The following is an 18423-nucleotide window of genomic DNA, read 5'->3' as shown; positions in this document are numbered from 1 at the left end:
TTGTTACGCCCCGCCACGCAGGATGGCCTGCTTCACTTCAGCGATCGCCTTAGTGACCTCAATACCGCGAGGGCAGGCGTCCGTGCAGTTAAAGGTGGTCCGACAGCGCCAGACACCTTCTTTATCGTTCAAGATTTCCAAGCGCACATCGGCTGCTTCGTCACGGGAATCAAAAATGAAGCGGTGAGCGTTCACAATGGCTGCCGGGCCAAAATATTGACCGTCAGTCCAAAACACGGGGCAACTCGACGTGCACGCAGCACACAGGATGCACTTGGTGGTGTCATCAAAACGGGCGCGCTCTTCCGGCGACTGCAGGCGCTCTTTTTCGGGCTTCGAGGTTGCCTGCAGGAAAGGCTGAACCTGGCGGTACGACTCGAAGAAGGGCTCCATGTCGACAATGAGATCTTTTTCCAACGGCAGGCCTTTGATGGCTTCGATGTAGACCGGCTCCGAGACATCCAAATCTTTAATCAGTGTCTTACAGGCCAAACGGTTTCGCCCGTTGATGCGCATCGCATCTGAGCCACAGATTCCGTGGGCGCAGCTTCGACGAAATGCCAAGGTGCCGTCCATGTCCCACTTAATTTTGTGTAAACCGTCGAGGACTTTGTCGGTGGAATACATTTCCACGTCGAAGTCCTGCCAATACGGCTCAGCGTCCGTTTCGGGGTTAAACCGCCTGACGATGAAGGTGACGGTGAAGGATTCAATCTCAGCGGCGGCAGCCGGGGGAGTGGCGGTGTCGATGGCGCCATCAACGGAGGCGTCGAGAATAGTCATTAGTACTTCCTCTCCATGGGCTGGTAGTGCGTAATCACCACGGGTTTCCAATCAATGTCGATGTGATCATCGACAGAGGAGGACTTGGGGTCCCCCGTGAGGTAAGCCATGGTGTGGACCATGAACTTGTCGTCGTTTCGATCTGGGAAGTCATCACGCATGTGACCACCGCGGCTTTCTTCGCGGTTTTTCGCTGACGCGACAACCACTTCGGAAATATCGAGCAAGAAGCCAAGCTCGATGGCTTCCAACAGGTCCGTGTTGTAGCGCTTACCGCGGTCGTGGATACCAATTTTTTGGTAGCGATCACGCAGTTCGTGAATGGTCTGACCCACCGAATTCAAAGACTCTTCGGTGCGGAAGACTTGCGCGTTCTTGTCCATCTCTTCTTGCAGTTCTTTACGAATCGGGGCGATGCGCTCCGGCCCGTCAGCCGAAAGAGTGTGGGCAATGAGGTTTCGCACCTCGGCACTGGGGTCTTCGGGAAGCTCGGGCATGTCTGCCGAGTTCGCGTATTCGACGGAGTAGCGCCCCGCCCTTTTACCAAACACGTTGATGTCCAACAGCGAGTTGGTGCCCAGGCGGTTGGAGCCGTGGACCGACACACACGCACATTCACCGGCGGCGTACAGCCCGGCAACGACGGTGTCGTTGTCGGAGAGCACTTCGGCTTTGATGTTGGTGGGGATACCGCCCATGGCGTAGTGCGCGGTCGGCATGACCGGTACGGGTTCCGTCACCGGGTCCACACCCAAATAGGTGCGAGCAAATTCGGTGATGTCGGGAAGTTTTGATTCCAACACTTCTGCGCCCAAGTGGGTGCAATCGAGCAAGACGTAGTCCTTATTGGGTCCGGCTCCTCGGCCTTCTTGGACTTCTTGGACCATGCAGCGAGCGATGATGTCCCTGGGAGCGAGGTCTTTAATGGTGGGGGCGTAGCGCTCCATGAACCGCTCACCGGAAGCATTTCGCAAAATGGCCCCCTCACCGCGGGCGCCCTCGGTGAGCAGGATGCCTAGACCGGCGAGGCCTGTCGGGTGAAATTGGAAAAATTCCATATCTTCAAGCGGAATGCCTTTGCGCCAAATAATTCCGACACCGTCACCGGTGAGGGTGTGGGCGTTTGAGGTGGTTTTGTAAATCTTTCCAAAACCACCCGTGGCGAACACCACAGATTTGGCGTGGAAGACGTGAATGTCGCCGGTAGCCAGTTCATAGGCGACCACTCCCGCGGCGCGCTGCGGCTTCTTCCCACCCTTTTTGGCTTTGCGTGACGTGTCGGGAACCATGATGAGGTCCAACACGTAAAACTCGTTGAAGAAGTTGATGCCGAGCTTCACGCAGTTTTGGTAGAGGGTCTGCAAAATCATGTGACCGGTGCGGTCAGCGGCGTAACACGAGCGGCGCACCGGTGCTTTACCGTGGTCGCGGGTGTGACCACCGAAACGACGCTGGTCGATTTTGCCATCCGGGGTTCTGTTAAACGGCAACCCCATGTTTTCTAAATCAATAATCGCGTCGATGGCTTCTTTGGCGAGAATTTCGGCAGCATCCTGGTCGACCAGATAGTCGCCACCTTTGACGGTGTCAAAGGTGTGCCACTCCCACGAGTCCTCTTCAATGTTGGCCAGCGCGGCAGCCATGCCGCCCTGGGCGGCACCGGTGTGCGAGCGGGTGGGGTAAAGCTTCGAAATGACCGCCGTTTTCGCGTGCGGGCCAGCCTCGATGGCGGCGCGCATGCCAGCCCCACCGGCACCGACAATTACGACATCAAATTCGTGGGTGTGGGTGGTAATCCCGTTGTCATCGGTGGTGCTTGTCACGGGGTTGTGATCAGTGGTGGTCATGGCTCCTTTTTCCTTGTGCCAGTTTCCTTATGCGTGTGCTGTAAATACAGTGCTCCCAGGCGAAAAGTCGCCCTTGTTCATACTTACCGTGCACATACTTAGCCCGCGACACCGCAGAACGAAGGCAGATGCTCAGCGGGCGAACCAGCCGGGCACGGGTCGAACGCGTAAATGGTGAGCGTTCCCAAAATCAGTAGTGCCACCGTGGACACCACCAGTGCGCCGTGCAGGATCATGCGGGTGCGCTCGCGGGTTGCATAGTCGTTCACGATCGTGCGCATACCGTTGGCACCGTGAATGAGCGCCAACCACAACATGGCCGTATCCCAGACAATCCAGAACGGGTTGGTGAGTTTTCCCGCCACAAACGCAAAGTCGATTGCTTTCACACCGTCACCCACCATGAGGTTCACAAAAAGGTGACCAAAAATGAGAACGATAAGGGCGATGCCGGAGACGCGCATGTAAATCCAGCCCCATTTTTCCCAGTTCACCCCACGCTTGTGCGGGCGAACGGGGGTGTTGGGAACTTCAATCGTGACGCTCATTCGATCACCAACCAAACACGTTCATGAGGTGACGGGGGGTAAACGCAATCATGGTCGCGAGCCATAGGCCCAGCACCACGTAGAACATTGACTTGTGGATTCGGGTTCCGATGTTCCAGAAGTCGACCAAGATGATCCGAAGTCCATTGAATGCGTGGAAGACCACGGCAGCGACCAGGCCAATTTCGGCCACACCCATAATCGGTGTTTGGTAGGCACCGATCACAATGTTGTAGGCCTCGGGGCTCACCCGAATGAGAGCGGTGTCCAAAATGTGCACCAGTAAGAAGAAGTAGAGGCCCACACCTGTGATGCGGTGGAGGACCCAAGACCACATGCCTTCTTTGCCACGGTAAAGCGTCCCACCTGGGATGACCGATCGGCGGGGAGCCGGGGCCACCGGTGATGACGCGGGAGTCGCTGTCGTCGTCACGGAGCTAGCACCTTCCTCGTTGCGCTTCCCGCAAGCATAATCCTCCGCAGATAACAACACTCTCAGCTAGGCGACCCGGGTGACCTTTCCCGGGAGCTTGACAGCACGCTGTGAAGCCTTTTCGAAGAGGTGGACCCGGTTGGGTTCCGACCTGACCTGCTGGTAGTAGCCGACCAGTTCTCTGCACAAAGAACCCCAATCACGGCCGAGTACTTTCCTGCGGCCCGCTTCGCCCATTCGGGCGCGAAGCGGGGCATCACGAACCAGCAATTCGACGGCCGCCCGCATGCCTGCATCGTCACCGGAGCGATAAAGCAACCCGTCACGACCGTGATCCACCAAATCGAGGGGACCACCAATTGCCGGTGCGATGACGGGAAGGCCAGACGCGTGCGCTTCTTGAAGGGTTTGGCCAAACGTTTCCTCCTCGCCCGTGTGGACAAAAAGGTCAAACGCCCCATAAATCTTGTGCAACTCTGCCCCTCGAAGTGCACCGGTCATCGTGTGGGGGACACCGCCAAGAGCGGTTGTCACACTGTCAGCTGAGGGACCATCACCGACCACCACAACGTGCACATTCTTGAGCCCTTTGAGCGCTGCCAAGCGCTCCACGTTTTTCTCCGGAGCTAAACGGCCCACATAGCCGATGACTACTTCCTGCAGTGGGGAAAACGACTTCTTCCGTTGGATAACCTCTGAGTCGGACTTGTGGGCCGGATGGAACCCTTCCACATCCACACCCCGGGCCCAATGCGCAATCGCTTCCACCCCGCATTTTTCGAGCTGATCGCGGGATGTCTGAGACGGCACAAGGGTGAGATCGGCGGTGTTGTGGATGCGTGAGACCACCCACCAGGCAAAATGCTCCGTCGCCCCCAAAGCGTTTCGTTTGGCATAGCCGGCGACATCCGTTTGGAAAATGGCCACCGACGCAATCCCTAACTTCTTGGCCGCCAATAAGGCTTGGTAACCCAATAAGAACGGACTCGCCGCGTGGAGAACATCGGGTCGAAATTTCTGCAACAGTGCACTGACCATGGGGTGTGGAAGTCCGACCGGAAATTCTCGGTACGCCACAGAGGGCACCCGGTGGACACGGACCCCTGGAGGAACCTCCCTGTGAACTTCAGCAGTATCACTGCCGGAAACCTGTGGGGCAATCACCATGACGTCGTGGCCCTCAGAGCGTAAGTAGTCGCACACCCTCAACACGCTGTTGGTGACGCCGTTTAATGTCGGAAGAAAACTTTCGGTGACGATCGCGACGCGCATCCAACCCCCTTGGTTTCCGGCCCCGAGAAAGCTCCTGAGGGGCCCACTCCGGCGTATGAGCCCCACAGTAGGTAGGCTTTCGAACCAGAGCGGGTTCACTGGGGTGACCACGGGGTAAACACTCGACGAGCCTCTGGTGAACCACACCACGCACACGTCACACAAGGGGAAAACGAGGAGTAGATGGGCGACACGCAGGCAGTCTTGCCCCACTTTCACGCCATCATTCCCGCAGGCGGTGTCGGCTCCAGATTGTGGCCACTCTCTAGAGCAGACCACCCCAAATTTCTGCACGACCTAGCCGGCAACGGCAACACGCTGCTTCGAAACACCTGGGATCGCCTGGTGGCTCTTGCCGGTGCAGACAACATTGTGGTCGCCACGGGTGTGTCTCACGCGCCTGCTGTGCGCTCGCAGTTACCCGACTTACAGCCTGACCACCTGGTGAGCGAACCAAGCCCGAAAGAATCTGCTGCCGCCATTGGTTTGGTCGCAGCCATCATTGAGCGGCGAGACCCAGAAGCCATAGTCGGTTCGTTTGCCGCTGATCACGTCATCTCAGATGACGAAGCGTTTCATCGAGCTGTCACTGAGGGCTATCACGCGGCACAGGCTGACTGGGTCGTCACTATTGGCATTCGCCCTAGCGAAGCTTCCAGTGCTTTTGGTTACATTCACGCCGCCACTCCGGAGAGCATTGAGGGTGCTCCATCCGCCCTACTCGTCAGCAGTTTTGTGGAAAAGCCCGACTTCGCCACCGCAACCCAATACGTCGCCTCCGGCGACTACCTCTGGAACGCTGGAATGTTTATTGCCAAAGCATCTGTCTTGCTGGGCCGCATGGCGGAAGAAAAACCGGAACTCGTGGCGGCGCTTCGGGAAATGGCTGCCTCGTGGGATAGCCCAGAGCGTGACCGTGTGACCGACCGGTTGTGGCCCGAGTTAGAAAAAATCGCCATCGACTACGCCGTGGCAGAGCCGACCGCGGCGGCTGGTGGAATGGTGGTGATCCCTGGTGACTTTGGTTGGGACGATGTCGGCGACTTTGCCGCGCTGGCCCGCATGCACTCGAAGGGGCCCGGCGATTTAGCCATCCTGGGGGATAACACCATGGTGCTATCCGATAGTGCCACCGGCATTGTGGTCAGCCAATCCAGCAGGCTCGTGACCGTGGTCGGTCTTGACGACATTGTCGTTGTTGATACCCCCGATGCGCTGTTGGTGACGTCGAAAGAACACGCTCAGCGCGTGCGAGCATTAGTGGACATGTTGAATCAGCAAGATCGTGGAGGAGTGTTGTGAGCGACGCATTGCGCGCCTTAGCCCACCAGCACATGAACCGACCCACCGTGGAACTCGTTTCTGGTGTGGGCCGCGAGGGCGTGCTGAACGCCCTTGGTGGAAAAAAGAATGTCGGTATCGAGCTGGGTGTGGCCGCGGGAAGCTTTTCCGCAAAAATGACCGGTTCGGGAAAGTTCGCCAAAGTCTTCGGAGTGGATACTTACGACGACTACTACCACCACATTGACGAATACCGCGCGGCGCTAGGCGCCGTCGGCCTTCACACCAACTACTCCCTGCTGCGCATGACGTTTGAAGAAGCGCGTGAGCTATTCCCCGACGAATTTTTTGACTTTGTCTACGTGGACGGTTTCGCCCACACCGGTCAAGAGGGAGGCCAAACCCTCGCTGATTGGTTCCCCACCGTGAAAGTGGGAGGCGTGATGGCTGGCGATGACTACCACGACGACTGGCCATTGGTGCAGTGGGCAGTCAATGACTTTGCCGAGGCGTTAGGCGTCGGGCTCAAACAAACTGAGCGCACCGAAGACCACAGTTATAACCGCTACCCATCGTGGTTTTTTGTGAAAACCTCCGAATCAACAGCCCGGGTGTACGAACCCCACCCAGAACTTGTGCGGGTCGCCACGGAAGAAAAACAGCGCATCGCCCGTCACCGTCAGGCGAAGACAAGAAAACGCGCCCGCAAAAACCTTGCCAGACGCATTCTTGGGCGGGCGTAAGTAACAGCTTGGATACGGTCTGGCCTTGGCGCTCGACAGGATGCATCCAAGCGCTCACGCGAGCGTAAGATGTGGTTCACCAGAAGTCCGGCGGTGCCCTCAATCTGACAACAGACGAGTCAGGCCCGCCTCGGACGACATTCACGTATGAGAGGAAATCCCCAACACATGGCAACACTTACCAAGAAGACCCTCGCGGGCTTCGCGGCAGCAGGAGCTATTGCTCTTGTTCTCTCCGGCTGCGCCGGAACCGCCGAGGTCGCTGAGGAAGCGACCGAAGAACCAGCTGAAACTGAAGAAACCGCCGAGGCACCCGCGCAGCTTGACTTCCTCGCCTGCGCTGTGTCCGATGAAGGAAGCTGGGAAGACGCATCGTTTAACGAGGCCGTTTACCGTGGCCTTCAGCAGGCTGAAGAAGAACTCGGGGTCGAGATTCGCGCCCTCGAGTCCAACACCCCTGAAGACTTCGCCCCCAACGTCCAAGCCACTGTGGACGAAGGCTGCGACGTGATCTTCGGTGTCGGATTCGCTCTTGAGGAAGCGCTCAAAGCCTCCGCCCAGGAAAACCCCGACATGGTCTACGTGGCCGTGGATGGTGACAACACGGTTGACGGTGAGCCGCTCCCGAACGTGAAGTCAGTGCGTTACGCGATGTTCGAGTCGAGCTACCTCGCCGGTTACACCGCTGCCGCCTACTCCACCTCTAAGGTCATCGGTACATACGGTGGTGTCCAAATTCCGCCGGTCACTGACTTCATGGACGGCTACTACTACGGCGCAAAAGCCTATGAGGCAGACACTGGCACTGAGGTGACCGTGGTCGGCTGGGACCCCGAGGCGGGAACCGGTGACTTCATCGGTGACTTCGCGCCCAACAGCGCCACCTCGAAGTCGATCGCCGCGAGCCTCGTCGAGGCCGGTGCCGATGTCCTCTTCCCCGTGGGTGGAGACCAGTTCGGAGCTGCGTCGGAAGCAATCGCTGACGCCGGTATTGACGGTGTGATGGTGGGTGTCGACCTCGACATCGCTGCAACTTCGCCGCAGTACGCACCGCTAGTGCTCACCTCAGCCGAGAAGCGCATGTCGGTGGCGACCTTCGAAATCATCGCCGACCTCTCGAGTGGCGGAGAGTTCTCTAACGAGACCTACCTCGGAAACCTCGCTAACGGCGGCACCGACATCTCCCCGTTCTACGAGTTCGACTCGGAGATCTCTCAGGACGTCAAAGACCGCCTGGCCGTGCTCAAGCAGGGCATCATCGACGGCGACGTGGACCCACTGTCCTAGTCATACCGTCGATCCATTGTGGCCCCCGGAATATTCCGGGGGCCACAGTCATTTGGGGGGAATATCGGCGCTCTGGGCTCGCGTAGGATGAGCTAGGCACTGGGGCGAGAGAGAGGACACCGGGTGAAGCTCGAACTGCGGGGAATGTCCAAACGCTTCGGAAAAGTGGTCGCCAATGACAACATTTCCCTCACCGTCAACCCTGGGGAGATTCTCGGTTTGCTGGGCGAAAACGGTGCAGGCAAGTCCACTTTGATGAACCTCCTCTACGGGCTCTACCAGGCTGACTCCGGGGATATCCTGCTCGATGATCAGCGGGTATCGTTCCGCGGTCCTGGCGATGCGATGGCGGCCGGGATCGGAATGGTCCACCAGCACTTCATGCTCATTCCTGTGTTTACCGTCGCGGAAAACGTGATTCTTGGCCACGAGCCAACCCGCGCCGCCGGGGTCCTCGATCTCGATGAGGCGCGCCGAATGGTGCGCGAAATTTCGGAGCGTTTTGGTTTCAGCGTCGACCCTGATGCGGTGGTAGAAGACCTTCCTGTCGGAGTTCAGCAGCGGGTCGAGATCATCAAAGCACTGGCCCGGGATGCCAAAGTGCTCGTCCTCGACGAACCCACTGCCGTGCTCACACCACAGGAAACAGATGAGCTGATGGACATTATGCGCCAGCTCGCCAACGAGGGCACGAGTATCGTGTTCATCACCCACAAACTCCGCGAAGTCCAAGAGGTCTGTGACCGAATTGTTGTGATCCGCCAAGGCAAAGTGGTCGAAACTGCCAGTCCAGACACCGCCATCGACAAGCTGGCCTCCTTGATGGTGGGCCGGGCCGTTGATCTCTCCGTTGATAAGGACCCTGCACAGCCGGGAGAGGTGGTGCTCTCCATTTCAGATCTCACCGTGATTGATGAACGCAACCAGAAAGTTCTCGATGCCGTGAGCCTCGAGGTGCGCTCCGGAGAGGTCCTCGCCATTGCCGGGGTGCAAGGGAATGGCCAAACCGAACTGGCTGAGGCGCTCTTGGGCCTTCGCGAACCTGCCTCCGGGACGATTGTGCTGGCTGGTGAGGACATTACTCACGATTCGGTCCGTGAGGTCCTCGATAAAGGTGTGGGGTTTATTCCCGAAGACCGGAAGAAGGATGGCCTGGTGGGCGAGTTCACCTTGGCCGAGAATTTCATGCTCAACGCCTACCAGCAAGCCCCCTGGGTTAACGGTGTTTCGATCGACCTCGATGCGCGCGCCCAGCGCTCCGATGAGCTCATCGAAGCCTTCGACGTGCGGACCCCCTCGTCGGCGACCCTTGCAAAAAACCTCTCGGGTGGTAACCAGCAGAAAGTTGTCGTCGCTCGTGAGCTCAGTAGGGACTTGAATCTCCTGATTGCCGCGCAGCCTACCCGCGGTGTCGACGTGGGGTCGATCGAGTTCATCCACGAACAAATCATTGCTACACGAGACCGTGGAATCCCGGTCGTGATTGTCTCGACCGAACTTGACGAGGTGTACGCCCTGGCTGACCGAATCGCGGTGATGTATCGGGGACGTATCGTCGGCGTGGTCAACCCCGATATTCCCCGCGAAGAGTTGGGCCAGTTGATGGCCGGTGTCACGAAGGAGAGTGTCGCGTGACCATCATCCGAGAGATCCTCTCCACCAGTGGCGCCCGAATTTTCGCGGCCATCGTCGCAGGGTTTGTGATTGGCTCTCTGTTTATTTTTTTCTCGGCAGAAGACTTCATCGACGGTGTCGTGGCCGGTGAGGCGGGGCAGGCCGTTGCGGGAGGGTTTGGTGCGATTTCTGACGGGTATGCAGCACTTTTCCGTGGATCTATCCTGAACCTTCGTGCAGAAGGCGTGGCCGATACGCTCAAACCGATTACCGAGACGATTCGGTTTGCCGGCCCCCTCATCGCTGCCGGCTTGGGGATCTCCCTGGGATTCCGGGTGGGTTTGTTCAACATTGGTGGTAACGGCCAAATGATGTTTGGAATCCTCTGGGGCACGTTTGTTTCGACGAGAATGGAGCTGCCCTTCGGGGTGCACGTCCTCGTCGCTGTGCTCGCCACGATTCTCGGCTCGGCGATGTTGGGTGCTCTCGTGGGCTACTTCAAAGCCCGCACGGGGGCTCACGAAGTGATTCTCACCATCATGCTCAACTACATTTCGATCTACCTATTCACCTGGTTTATCCGCACCCCAGGACTTTTGAAAGACCCCGAATCGGGGGGGAACCCCAAAGCGGAGGCTCCGCTTGAAACCGCTCGTCTGCCCCAACTCTTTCCCGAGACCTACAGCCTGCACGCAGGGTTGTTCCTCGTAATCGCCGCAGTGTGGTTTTACTGGTGGCTTATGGAGCGCTCCACGATTGGCTACCGCTTCCGCATGGTGGGCCACAACCCGCACGCTGCGAGGAGCGCCGGAATTAACGTCGGTCGCACCTACGTCGCGGCGATGTTCGCGTCGGCAGCTCTTGTGGGGGTGGGCGCTGCCCACCAAACCCTCGGTCTTCAAACCGGCTTCACCCAGAGCATTCACGCCGGAATTGGCTTTGACGGCATCACCGTGGCGCTGCTCGGTGGAGGAAACGCCATCGGAATTGCGCTGGCCGGCCTGCTCTTTGGCGCGTTCAAAGCCGGCGGGCCCCAAATGCAGATCATGGGAATTTCTCCGGAGGTGCTGGGCATCATTCAGGGAGCCATTGTGCTGTTCATCGCTGCTCCTCCACTAATTCGTGCGGTGTTCCGCCTGCCCGCTTTGAAACAGACTCCCGCGCTGGATCGGCTACGAGCACGGATTCTGCGAGAGGAGGCGCCTCAGTGACGGTGGATACCTCGCGCGCAGAAGTCACCCCCGGGATGTTCTCGCTTGCCGAGCAAAAGGCCAGTTGGCGCTCGACGATCGTGATGGGCTTCTTCGCCATTCTCATTCTTGTGTTCTTTGGCCTGCTTGGCAGACAGGAGCCTGTCGAGTACAAGATCTCCGCAGAAGACGCCGCGATCTCCCTGCCCGCCTTTGTGGGAATCTCTAGCACCGTCAACATTGTTGTCGGCATTATGTTGCTCGCGATGACCGCAGTCGCTGCCTGGTGGGTCTCAAAAAACACTCCCGTGCCATTGTGGTGGATCACCCTCTACGGCGCCGTGGGACTATTTGGCCTGCTGGGCTGGCTCGCCGCGGGCGATACCGTCCCATTGGCGTTCCTGCTCGCCAACGCCCTCATCCTCGCCGTTCCCATCATCTTTGGCGGACTCTCAGGGGTCATGTCGGAGCGCGTCGGCGTGGTGAACATTTCGATCGAGGCGCAGCTCCTCGCCGGAGCCTTCGTGGGCGCAGTCGTAGGCAGCCTCACCGGAAACCTCTATGTCGCCCTCGCCGCTGCGATGGTCGCAGGCATGCTTCTGGGCATGGTTCTCGCAGTGTTCGCGGTGAAATACCTCGCCGACCAGATCATCGTTGGTGTGGTGCTTAACGTCCTCGTCATTGGGATTACCAACTTTCTTTTCTCGCAGTGGCTCTCCAGCGACGCTGACCGGGCGAACTTCCCCGGGACGTTGGACATTTTTGCCATCCCGCTACTTTCCGATCTTCCCGTTATCGGCCCGGTGCTGTTTGACAACCGCGTGACAGTTTTCGCCGCGTTTCTCGCCGTACCACTGCTGTGGTGGGTGCTCTTCCGTAGTCGACTTGGTCTGCGCGCTCGATCGGTGGGCGAATACCCGCTCGCCGCCGACACTGTCGGAATCAACGTGGGTCGCACCCGATTCTGGTGGGTGAGTCTCGGGGGGCTTCTCGCGGGCCTTGGGGGTGCGGCGCTAACGATTGGGAACACGGGAGCCTTCGGAAAAGAAATGACCGCCGGACAAGGTTTTATTGCCCTCGCCGTGGTCATTCTCGGCCGCTGGCACCCGTTCTACATGTCGGCTGCAGCGCTTCTATTTGGTTTTAGCATCATCCTTCGGGTGTGGGCGAACCAGGTCAGCCCTGGAATCCCCACCGACTTCATTTTGATGGTGCCCTACCTGGTGACGTTGATTGCGGTGGTGGGTTTTGTGGGCAGAGTCCGCCCGCCTGCCTCAGTGGGCAAGCCCTATGTGAAAGAGTGAGACCACGATGACCAACGTGGACTGGGCGGCACTTCGAGACATTGCCACCGGCGCAATGCGCCTGGCCTACGTGCCCTATTCAAACTTCCCCGTGGGGGCTGCCGCCATTGTGGATGATGGCCGTATTGTCTCCGGGTGCAACGTCGAAAACGCGTCCTACGGTGTGACACTGTGCGCCGAATGCTCCTTGGTCTCCCAGTTGGCAATGACCGGTGGTGGCAAACTCGTCGCCTTTACCTGCGTGGACGGACACGGTGAAGTATTGATGCCCTGCGGGCGTTGTCGTCAACTGCTTTACGAGCACTCAGCCGAAGACATGGTGTTAGAAACCGTCTCGGGTATTCGCACAATCGATGAGGTGTTGCCAGATGCCTTTGGACCACGACAGTTAAGGAATTATCAGCAATGACCCACACCCTGCCCGGAACAGACATCGCTATCGAGTCGCTGCCAAAGATTTCCCTCCACGATCACCTCGATGGGGGGCTTCGCCCCCAAACAATCATCGACCTGGCCGGCGAAGAGGGAATTGAGCTTCCAGAAACCGATGCTGACGCGCTGGGGAAGTGGTTTGCCGACCAGTCCAATTCTGGGTCATTGGTCGAATATTTGAAAACGTTCGATGTGACGACCAGTGTGATGCAGACCGCTGCTGGTCTCACCCGCATCGCCCGCGAATTCGTGGAAGACCTCCACGCGGACGGCGTGATTTGTGGCGAAATTCGTTGGGCGCCAGAACAACACCTGAACAAGGGCCTGAGCCTCGACGACGCTGTGAGAGCCGTTCAGGCAGGAATCGACGAAGCGGTCTCCGCAATCGAAGCTGCCGGGGACAAAATCTGGATCGGTCAGTTGATTTCTGCCATGCGCCAGGCCGACAATGGCCTCGAGATTGCTCAGCTGGCGCTTCGACACCGAGACAGTGGGGTCGCCGGCTTCGATATTGCCGGACCAGAAGCTGGCTTCCCGCCCTCCAGGCTTCAGGATGCGTTTGACCTGCTCGCCTCAGAGTTTTTCCCCGTCACCGTCCACGCCGGTGAAGCTGACGGAGTGGACAGCATCAAAAGTGCCCTGATCGATGGTCGGGCGCTGCGACTTGGCCACGGTGTGCGCATCGTCGAAGACATGAATGTCCACGAAGACGGGGATGCCATCACCGTTGAATTGGGCACGGTTGCGACCTGGGTTCTTGACCGAGGAATTGCGCTGGAGACCAGCCCCTCATCGAATATTCAAACTGGCGCGATTGGTCCAAAGCGCGTACTCGCCGAACACCCCTTCGACCTGCTCTATCGGCTCGGATTTTCCGTCACCGTCAACACCGACAATCGGCTGATGAGTGACACCACACTCTCTAAAGAGTTGGCACTCCTTGTCGATACCTTCGGTTACGACGCCGATGATCTCCTGGCGATCCAGATCAACGCCGCCCACGCGGCGTTTGTGTCCAGAGCTGATAAAGACGACATAATCGACACTCTGATCGCAGGTTTCGAAAAGATTTAGCTTGCGAGTCCGCGAAGACCCTCCACCAGGTCCTGAGCGGTTTTCACGGGGCAGGACATCTGACGAAGCTCACGCATTGTTGACACTGCTCGTTCCCATTCGGGACCCAGGTGGGTGTCCTAGGCGTAATCAATGATTGCCTGAACGTCCTCCACTGATGAACTGGCCGCGAGGTAGGGGTAATCGTCACCCAATATGAGGCGAGATTCCTCGTCTTCTGCGGAAGCGATGACCACTGCGCCTAGTCGTGCGGCGAAAAAACCCTTCATCATCGGTTTGAATCCGTCTCGGTCGTTCCACGCACGTACCGAATAGTGGTGGCTGTAGTGGCGCAAATCAGTCAATACCGGCGGAAGGGGGTTGGGGCTTCGGTGGGGAGGCATTTCACTGAAGTCCACCGGATGAAGCTCTGGCAGCGAGTCTAGGTGGAGCGCATTCTTGCGGAGCCCGTAGTAGACATGTGAAAAGGCTCTTCGCTCAAAAGGGTATGCGGGGGTGCGTTGATCGGGTGATTGAAAAGACACAATCGTATGGTGCCCGCGCGAGCGCCGATGGTGTTCTTCGGTGAGGCTTGAGCAAATATACGACGCACACAGGTTGCTGATTTTTTCTGGCACCAAGCCATCGACAACGTCGAAGAGGACGGTGTTGCCCCACCGGTTGAAGGCCCTGAGGATGGGCTCGGATTTCAACCGAATCGCAGTCTTCAACACGATGACAATCTGACCATGGGGTTTTGCCCGGTAGAGATTCTCGAGTGCCTGGACTCGAATCGGCACGGGTGAGCCCAGGCTTTTGAGCATGTCGGCGAGTTGAAAACCGCGCAACAACACATTGCCCATCCCCTCGGTTCCGCCCCGGTAGGTCAGTGTGATGGGTTGGTTGATACCTGACCAATCGGTAGCGCCCATTTCATGGGGTTGATCGCACACACACGACGTTGAGGTGATCTGGGGGTGGTAGATCCCCGCTTTTTTGTCGTAGGCAGGATTTGTGGCGAGATCCCGTCGATTCTCCCAGTCAAGCCTTAACTGACCGAACCAGGTCCTCTGCGGCGGAGAGGTCATCATGACCTCGTAGAGCGCTGAAGCAATTGCTCAACAGCAGTACTCACGCTCACGCGGAGTTCTTCCAGCTCCCGATCTGCGGTTTCTTGGTCTGGGCGAAGAGTGTCGAGATATACCTTGAGTTTCGGTTCCGTTCCACTGGGCCGAACAATAATCCGACTCCCGCCGGAGAGCTGGAAAACGATGAGGTTAGCTTGGGCGCCAGTTCTCTTCGCCGTCAATAAATCGTCGACGGACTCAATGGCTAGCGAGGAAAAAACCTGATCTGGAGCGTTTCTCACCTCATCCATCACCAAGCTGGCAACGGCCATCGTGTCAAAGCGGAGAGAAATCTGGTCGGAGGCGAAGCCACCATATTCGCTCCTTACGTCCTCCAGTGCATCCCATAGAGTGCGTCCTTCCCAGTGGAGGTTGGCGGCGAGGCAGGCAAGGTATAGCCCGGCAGAAATACCGTCTTTGTCGCGCACCGTCTCTGGGTTGACCAAATATCCCAGTGCCTCTTCATAACCAAATATGAGCCCCGGGATGCGCGAAATCCACTTGAAACCTGTGGGGGTGTCTTGGGGGGTGAGTGAATGTTGCTTCGCAATCGTGGCAGCGATTGGTGAGCTCACCATGCTAAATCCGATCACCCCGTCCTTGCCTTGAGCCACAGCATCCTTCGCCTTTGCCGAGGCAAGGGTTGCCCCCAATTCGTTGCCCGAGAGCATTTGCCAACCAGCACTATCAGGCAGTGGAAGGGCAACCGCAAGCCGATCGGCATCGGGGTCGTGGGCAATGATCAGGTCGGCACCGACAGCGGAGGCTTTCGCAAAGGCTAAATCGAGTGCGCCGGGTTCTTCGGGGTTCGGAAAAGACACCGTCGGAAAATCAGGGTCTGGTGTGAACTGTTCGCCCACGGGGTGCAGGGCGGAAAAACCTGCATTGGTCATCAGGGACAGAAAAACGTCGCCGCCCACACCGTGCATGGGGGTGTAACAAATCTTTAGCGAGGCGCGACCCTCATCGGTGAAGGTCTGGCTGAGAGCCAGTGTGGCGCTCTGGTACGCCTCAATGACGTCTTGGCCCGCAGTGTCATAGTCGTGGGAGCGCGGCAGTGTCGAGGCGGATACGGTCTCGTGCGAGGCCATGATGGCACGGTGAATCTCGGAATCCGCGGGGGGGACAATCTGCGAACCTTCGTCCGCTCCGCCCAGATACACTTTGTAGCCGTTGTCGGCGGGTGGGTTGTGGCTCGCCGTGACCATTACCCCGGCATCAACATCCAAATGCCGCACGGCAAAGGCAAGGACCGGGGTGGGGGTTACCTGGTCAAAAAGGACCACTCGCAGACCCATTGCCTTCAGGATCTCGGCGGTATCTTTCGCAAACACGTCAGAGTTGTGCCGGGCGTCGAAACCGATGACGACAGACGGTGGCCTCGGAGAGTGTTTTTCTGTCAGGAACTGACCTAAGCCGTGGGCGGCGTGAGACACCACAACCCTGTTCATGCGGGCAGGCCCTGCACCAATTTCCGCGCGGAGACCCGCTGTGCCAAACGTGAGGTGCCCACTAAAGCGCGAGCGAAGCTCGCTCAATGCTGACTCATCATGAGCTTCTGCAGCCTCCACGAGGGCACTCAGCTCGGCTTGTGTGGTGATGTCGGGGTCTTGAGCAATCCACGAGCGTGCCTGGTCGATGAGCTCGGTGGTTTCGGTGCTCATAGTGCCACCACCACTTTGGCCAACATGTCACCAATGACCGATTCGGCATCTTTACCGGCCTGAATGACCTCGTCGTGGCTCAGCGGTGAATCGCTGATCCCTGCGGCCAGGTTAGTAATGAGTGAGAACCCGAGAATTTCCATTCCCGCTTCCCTCGCGGCAATTGCTTCTAAGGCTGTAGACATCCCCACAATGTGGCCACCCATGGTTTTCGCCATCTGCACTTCGGCAGGAGTCTCGTAGTGCGGACCCCGAAACTGCACATACACACCCTCATCGAGGTCTGGTTTGACGCTTCTGGCCAGATCGCGAAGACGGGTCGAATACAGGTCGGTGAGGTCAATAAATGTTGCCCCCTCAAGCGGTGATGCTGCGGTGAGGTTCAAGTGGTCACTAATGAGCACCGGGGTTCCAGGGCTCCAGTGGCTTTTGATGCCCCCGGCGCCGTTGGTGAGGACCATGACTTTTGCCCCAGCAGCTGCCGCAGTCCGCACGGAGTGCACGACCCTTCTCACGCCGTGACCTTCATAAAAGTGTGTCCTGGCTCCGATGATGAGGGCGTGGGAACCATCGGGTAGTGCCACACTTCTAAGAGTTCCCACGTGGCCCTCCACGGCGGGAGCAGAAAAACCTACCACTTCGCTGGCAGGAATTTCGGCAACCGTTTCACCCATCACGTCGGCGGCTTTTGCCCACCCGGAGCCAAGTGTGAGAGCGATGCGGTGAGACTTGACGCCCGTCTTTTCGGCGATTTGGGCTGCGGCCGCTCGAGCCACCTCAAAGGGATCGCTGTTGGGGTCATCGAGGGGGTGAATCGAAGTTGTCATGGCTCCAGCCTAAGCCGAACCGCTGTGCCGTGAAGCGCCCATTGGGGGCGGACGGTACTGGTCGCTAGAGCGTACGAATCCAGTCCCACTCTGCGGCAAGGCCATCTTGTAGCGACCATTGGGGTTGGTAGCCAAGCTCTGATTGAGCCTTAGCAATCGCGCCTTTGGTTTCCTTCTGGTCACCCGCTCGGACAGGCTCGTAGCGCACAGCAAGCGCAACCCCGGTGATGTCTCGAATCATGTCGAGTGCTTCGTTCAGGCTGTAAGACTCTGTGCCGCTCAGGTTGTAAATCTCTCCTGGTGCTGCGCGCTCAATCGCGTTAATAGTGCCCTCGACGCAGTCGTCGACATAAGTGTTGGTGCGACGCTGCGAACCATCGCCATAAATGGTGATGGGGGTGTTGTCTCTGGCTGCTGCGAGGAAGCGATGGTAGGCCATGTCGGGTCGGTGTCCTGGGCCATAAACGGAGAAATAGCGCAACACGCTAAAGGGCAAACCAAAGTTGTCGCGATGGGCGAAACCGAGTTTCTCAGCAGCCAGTTTTGACACGCCGTAAGGGGAGAAGGGGTTAGTGGTGGAGTCTTCCGCGCCCTCAGCGATTCGGCCATAGACCGACGAGGTGGAGATTTGGATGAACTGGGTCAGTTGGTCACTGGAGGTCTGGCGAATGACGCGGTCTAAGGCCATCACGTTGTTGTCCATATACAGCTGCAGGTCTTCCCACGACTTGGTGAGCCCTGGCATTGCCGCTTCGTTCACCACAACGTTGGGAGAGCCGAGGTCGCTCAGGTCGTCGGTACGCAGGTCAGCTTCGACCAAAGTCACACCCTGGAGTCCCTCAAGGGACTCAAACCGCGTCTTTTTCATTTCCGCTGAATACAGGTCGGGCAAAAAGCAGTCGACCCCAGTGACGCTGTAGCCGCGGTCTGCGAGGACCTGAACCAGACGCGCACCAATAAAGCCCGCGGCGCCGGTCACCAACACGTGTGTCATGTATTTCTCTCCGCTTTGTGGATA

The 18423-nt window shown here is 58.2% G+C and carries 17 protein-coding genes; 8 read left to right on the top strand and 9 right to left on the bottom strand.

What is annotated here, in order from left to right:
• Positions 1-3: 3 nt before the first annotated feature.
• The 5 genes from C3B54_RS08215 to C3B54_RS08195 form a co-directional block, all read right to left on the bottom strand.
• On the bottom strand, positions 4-783 hold the full coding sequence (locus C3B54_RS08215; protein ID WP_104914067.1) for a succinate dehydrogenase iron-sulfur subunit: 780 nt from the start codon (positions 781-783) through the stop codon (positions 4-6).
• Entirely contained in the window at positions 783-2630 is a 1848-nt protein-coding gene (gene sdhA / locus C3B54_RS08210; protein ID WP_104914066.1) for a succinate dehydrogenase flavoprotein subunit, read from the bottom strand. The genes C3B54_RS08215 and sdhA overlap by 1 nt, the downstream gene beginning before the upstream one ends.
• 98 nt (positions 2631-2728) lie before the next feature.
• Positions 2729-3178: a succinate dehydrogenase hydrophobic membrane anchor subunit gene (locus C3B54_RS08205; RefSeq protein WP_104914065.1), complete on the bottom strand. Its 450-nt coding sequence runs from the start codon at positions 3176-3178 to the stop codon at positions 2729-2731.
• 4 nt (positions 3179-3182) lie between these two features.
• Entirely contained in the window at positions 3183-3578 is a 396-nt protein-coding gene (gene sdhC, locus C3B54_RS08200) for a succinate dehydrogenase, cytochrome b556 subunit (protein ID WP_104914064.1), read from the bottom strand.
• A gap of 99 nt (positions 3579-3677) precedes the next feature.
• Positions 3678-4883 (bottom strand): glycosyltransferase family 4 protein, encoded by a 1206-nt coding sequence (locus tag C3B54_RS08195; RefSeq protein ID WP_104914356.1) that lies wholly within the window; start codon positions 4881-4883, stop codon positions 3678-3680.
• Positions 4884-5066: 183 nt separating this feature from the next.
• On the opposite strand from C3B54_RS08195, the gene C3B54_RS08190 reads away from it, so the two are divergent.
• The 8 genes from C3B54_RS08190 to C3B54_RS08155 all read left to right on the top strand — a co-directional run bounded on the left by C3B54_RS08190 (position 5067) and on the right by C3B54_RS08155 (position 13808).
• Positions 5067-6185, top strand: a complete 1119-nt coding sequence (locus C3B54_RS08190; protein WP_104914063.1) for a mannose-1-phosphate guanylyltransferase — start codon at positions 5067-5069, stop codon at positions 6183-6185.
• Entirely contained in the window at positions 6182-6907 is a 726-nt protein-coding gene (locus C3B54_RS08185; RefSeq protein WP_104914062.1) for a class I SAM-dependent methyltransferase, read from the top strand. The genes C3B54_RS08190 and C3B54_RS08185 overlap by 4 nt, the downstream gene beginning before the upstream one ends.
• Before the next feature lie 168 nt (positions 6908-7075).
• Positions 7076-8194, top strand: a complete 1119-nt coding sequence (locus C3B54_RS08180; RefSeq protein ID WP_158665612.1) for a BMP family lipoprotein — start codon at positions 7076-7078, stop codon at positions 8192-8194.
• A 123-nt stretch (positions 8195-8317) separates the two neighbouring features.
• Positions 8318-9829, top strand: a complete 1512-nt coding sequence (locus tag C3B54_RS08175) for an ABC transporter ATP-binding protein (RefSeq protein WP_104914060.1) — start codon at positions 8318-8320, stop codon at positions 9827-9829.
• A complete protein-coding gene (locus tag C3B54_RS08170; RefSeq protein WP_104914059.1) occupies positions 9826-11019 on the top strand; it encodes an ABC transporter permease in 1194 nt (397 codons plus the stop codon). Before C3B54_RS08175 ends, C3B54_RS08170 begins: the two co-directional genes overlap by 4 nt.
• Positions 11016-12302, top strand: coding sequence for an ABC transporter permease (locus C3B54_RS08165; protein ID WP_245867908.1), 1287 nt, complete (start codon positions 11016-11018; stop codon positions 12300-12302). The genes C3B54_RS08170 and C3B54_RS08165 overlap by 4 nt, the downstream gene beginning before the upstream one ends.
• 7 nt (positions 12303-12309) lie before the next feature.
• Positions 12310-12711 carry a cytidine deaminase gene (locus tag C3B54_RS08160; protein ID WP_104914058.1) on the top strand — a complete coding sequence of 134 codons (402 nt, stop codon included), beginning with the start codon at positions 12310-12312 and terminating at the stop codon, positions 12709-12711.
• Positions 12708-13808: an adenosine deaminase gene (locus C3B54_RS08155; protein WP_104914057.1), complete on the top strand. Its 1101-nt coding sequence runs from the start codon at positions 12708-12710 to the stop codon at positions 13806-13808. The genes C3B54_RS08160 and C3B54_RS08155 overlap by 4 nt, the downstream gene beginning before the upstream one ends.
• 119 nt (positions 13809-13927) lie before the next feature.
• On the opposite strand, the gene C3B54_RS08150 is transcribed toward C3B54_RS08155, so the two are convergent.
• The 4 genes from C3B54_RS08150 to C3B54_RS08135 all read right to left on the bottom strand — a co-directional run bounded on the left by C3B54_RS08150 (position 13928) and on the right by C3B54_RS08135 (position 18399).
• Positions 13928-14719, bottom strand: coding sequence for a hypothetical protein (locus C3B54_RS08150; RefSeq protein ID WP_104914056.1), 792 nt, complete (start codon positions 14717-14719; stop codon positions 13928-13930).
• Between the two features lie 155 nt (positions 14720-14874).
• Complete coding sequence (locus C3B54_RS08145) at positions 14875-16578, bottom strand: phospho-sugar mutase (RefSeq protein ID WP_104914055.1); 1704 nt, start codon at positions 16576-16578, stop codon at positions 14875-14877.
• Positions 16575-17405, bottom strand: a complete 831-nt coding sequence (locus C3B54_RS08140; RefSeq protein ID WP_104914054.1) for a purine-nucleoside phosphorylase — start codon at positions 17403-17405, stop codon at positions 16575-16577. Before C3B54_RS08140 ends, C3B54_RS08145 begins: the two co-directional genes overlap by 4 nt.
• Before the next feature lie 64 nt (positions 17406-17469).
• Complete coding sequence (locus C3B54_RS08135) at positions 17470-18399, bottom strand: NAD-dependent epimerase/dehydratase family protein (RefSeq protein ID WP_104914053.1); 930 nt, start codon at positions 18397-18399, stop codon at positions 17470-17472.
• Between the last annotated feature and the right edge of the window lie 24 nt (positions 18400-18423).

Origin of the sequence: Pontimonas salivibrio, assembly GCF_002950575.1 — a bacterium.
In the GTDB taxonomy this organism is placed as follows: domain Bacteria; phylum Actinomycetota; class Actinomycetes; order Actinomycetales; family Microbacteriaceae; genus Pontimonas; species Pontimonas salivibrio.
This window is presented reverse-complemented; position numbering and strand designations above follow the sequence as displayed.

Excerpts from the sequence above, each read along its gene's own strand:
- C3B54_RS08215 (WP_104914067.1), bottom strand. The coding sequence starts at position 783 with ATGACTATTCTCGACGCCTCCGTTGATGGCGCCATCGACACCGCCACT.
- sdhA (WP_104914066.1), bottom strand. The coding sequence starts at position 2,630 with ATGACCACCACTGATCACAACCCCGTGACAAGCACCACCGATGACAAC.
- C3B54_RS08205 (WP_104914065.1), bottom strand. The coding sequence starts at position 3,178 with ATGAGCGTCACGATTGAAGTTCCCAACACCCCCGTTCGCCCGCACAAG.
- C3B54_RS08195 (WP_104914356.1), bottom strand. The coding sequence starts at position 4,883 with ATGCGCGTCGCGATCGTCACCGAAAGTTTTCTTCCGACATTAAACGGC.
- C3B54_RS08190 (WP_104914063.1), top strand. The coding sequence starts at position 5,067 with ATGGGCGACACGCAGGCAGTCTTGCCCCACTTTCACGCCATCATTCCC.
- C3B54_RS08180 (WP_158665612.1), top strand. The coding sequence starts at position 7,076 with ATGGCAACACTTACCAAGAAGACCCTCGCGGGCTTCGCGGCAGCAGGA.
- C3B54_RS08160 (WP_104914058.1), top strand. The coding sequence starts at position 12,310 with ATGACCAACGTGGACTGGGCGGCACTTCGAGACATTGCCACCGGCGCA.
- C3B54_RS08155 (WP_104914057.1), top strand. The coding sequence starts at position 12,708 with ATGACCCACACCCTGCCCGGAACAGACATCGCTATCGAGTCGCTGCCA.
- C3B54_RS08150 (WP_104914056.1), bottom strand. The coding sequence starts at position 14,719 with ATGGGCGCTACCGATTGGTCAGGTATCAACCAACCCATCACACTGACC.
- C3B54_RS08145 (WP_104914055.1), bottom strand. The coding sequence starts at position 16,578 with ATGAGCACCGAAACCACCGAGCTCATCGACCAGGCACGCTCGTGGATT.
- C3B54_RS08140 (WP_104914054.1), bottom strand. The coding sequence starts at position 17,405 with ATGACAACTTCGATTCACCCCCTCGATGACCCCAACAGCGATCCCTTT.
- C3B54_RS08135 (WP_104914053.1), bottom strand. The coding sequence starts at position 18,399 with ATGACACACGTGTTGGTGACCGGCGCCGCGGGCTTTATTGGTGCGCGT.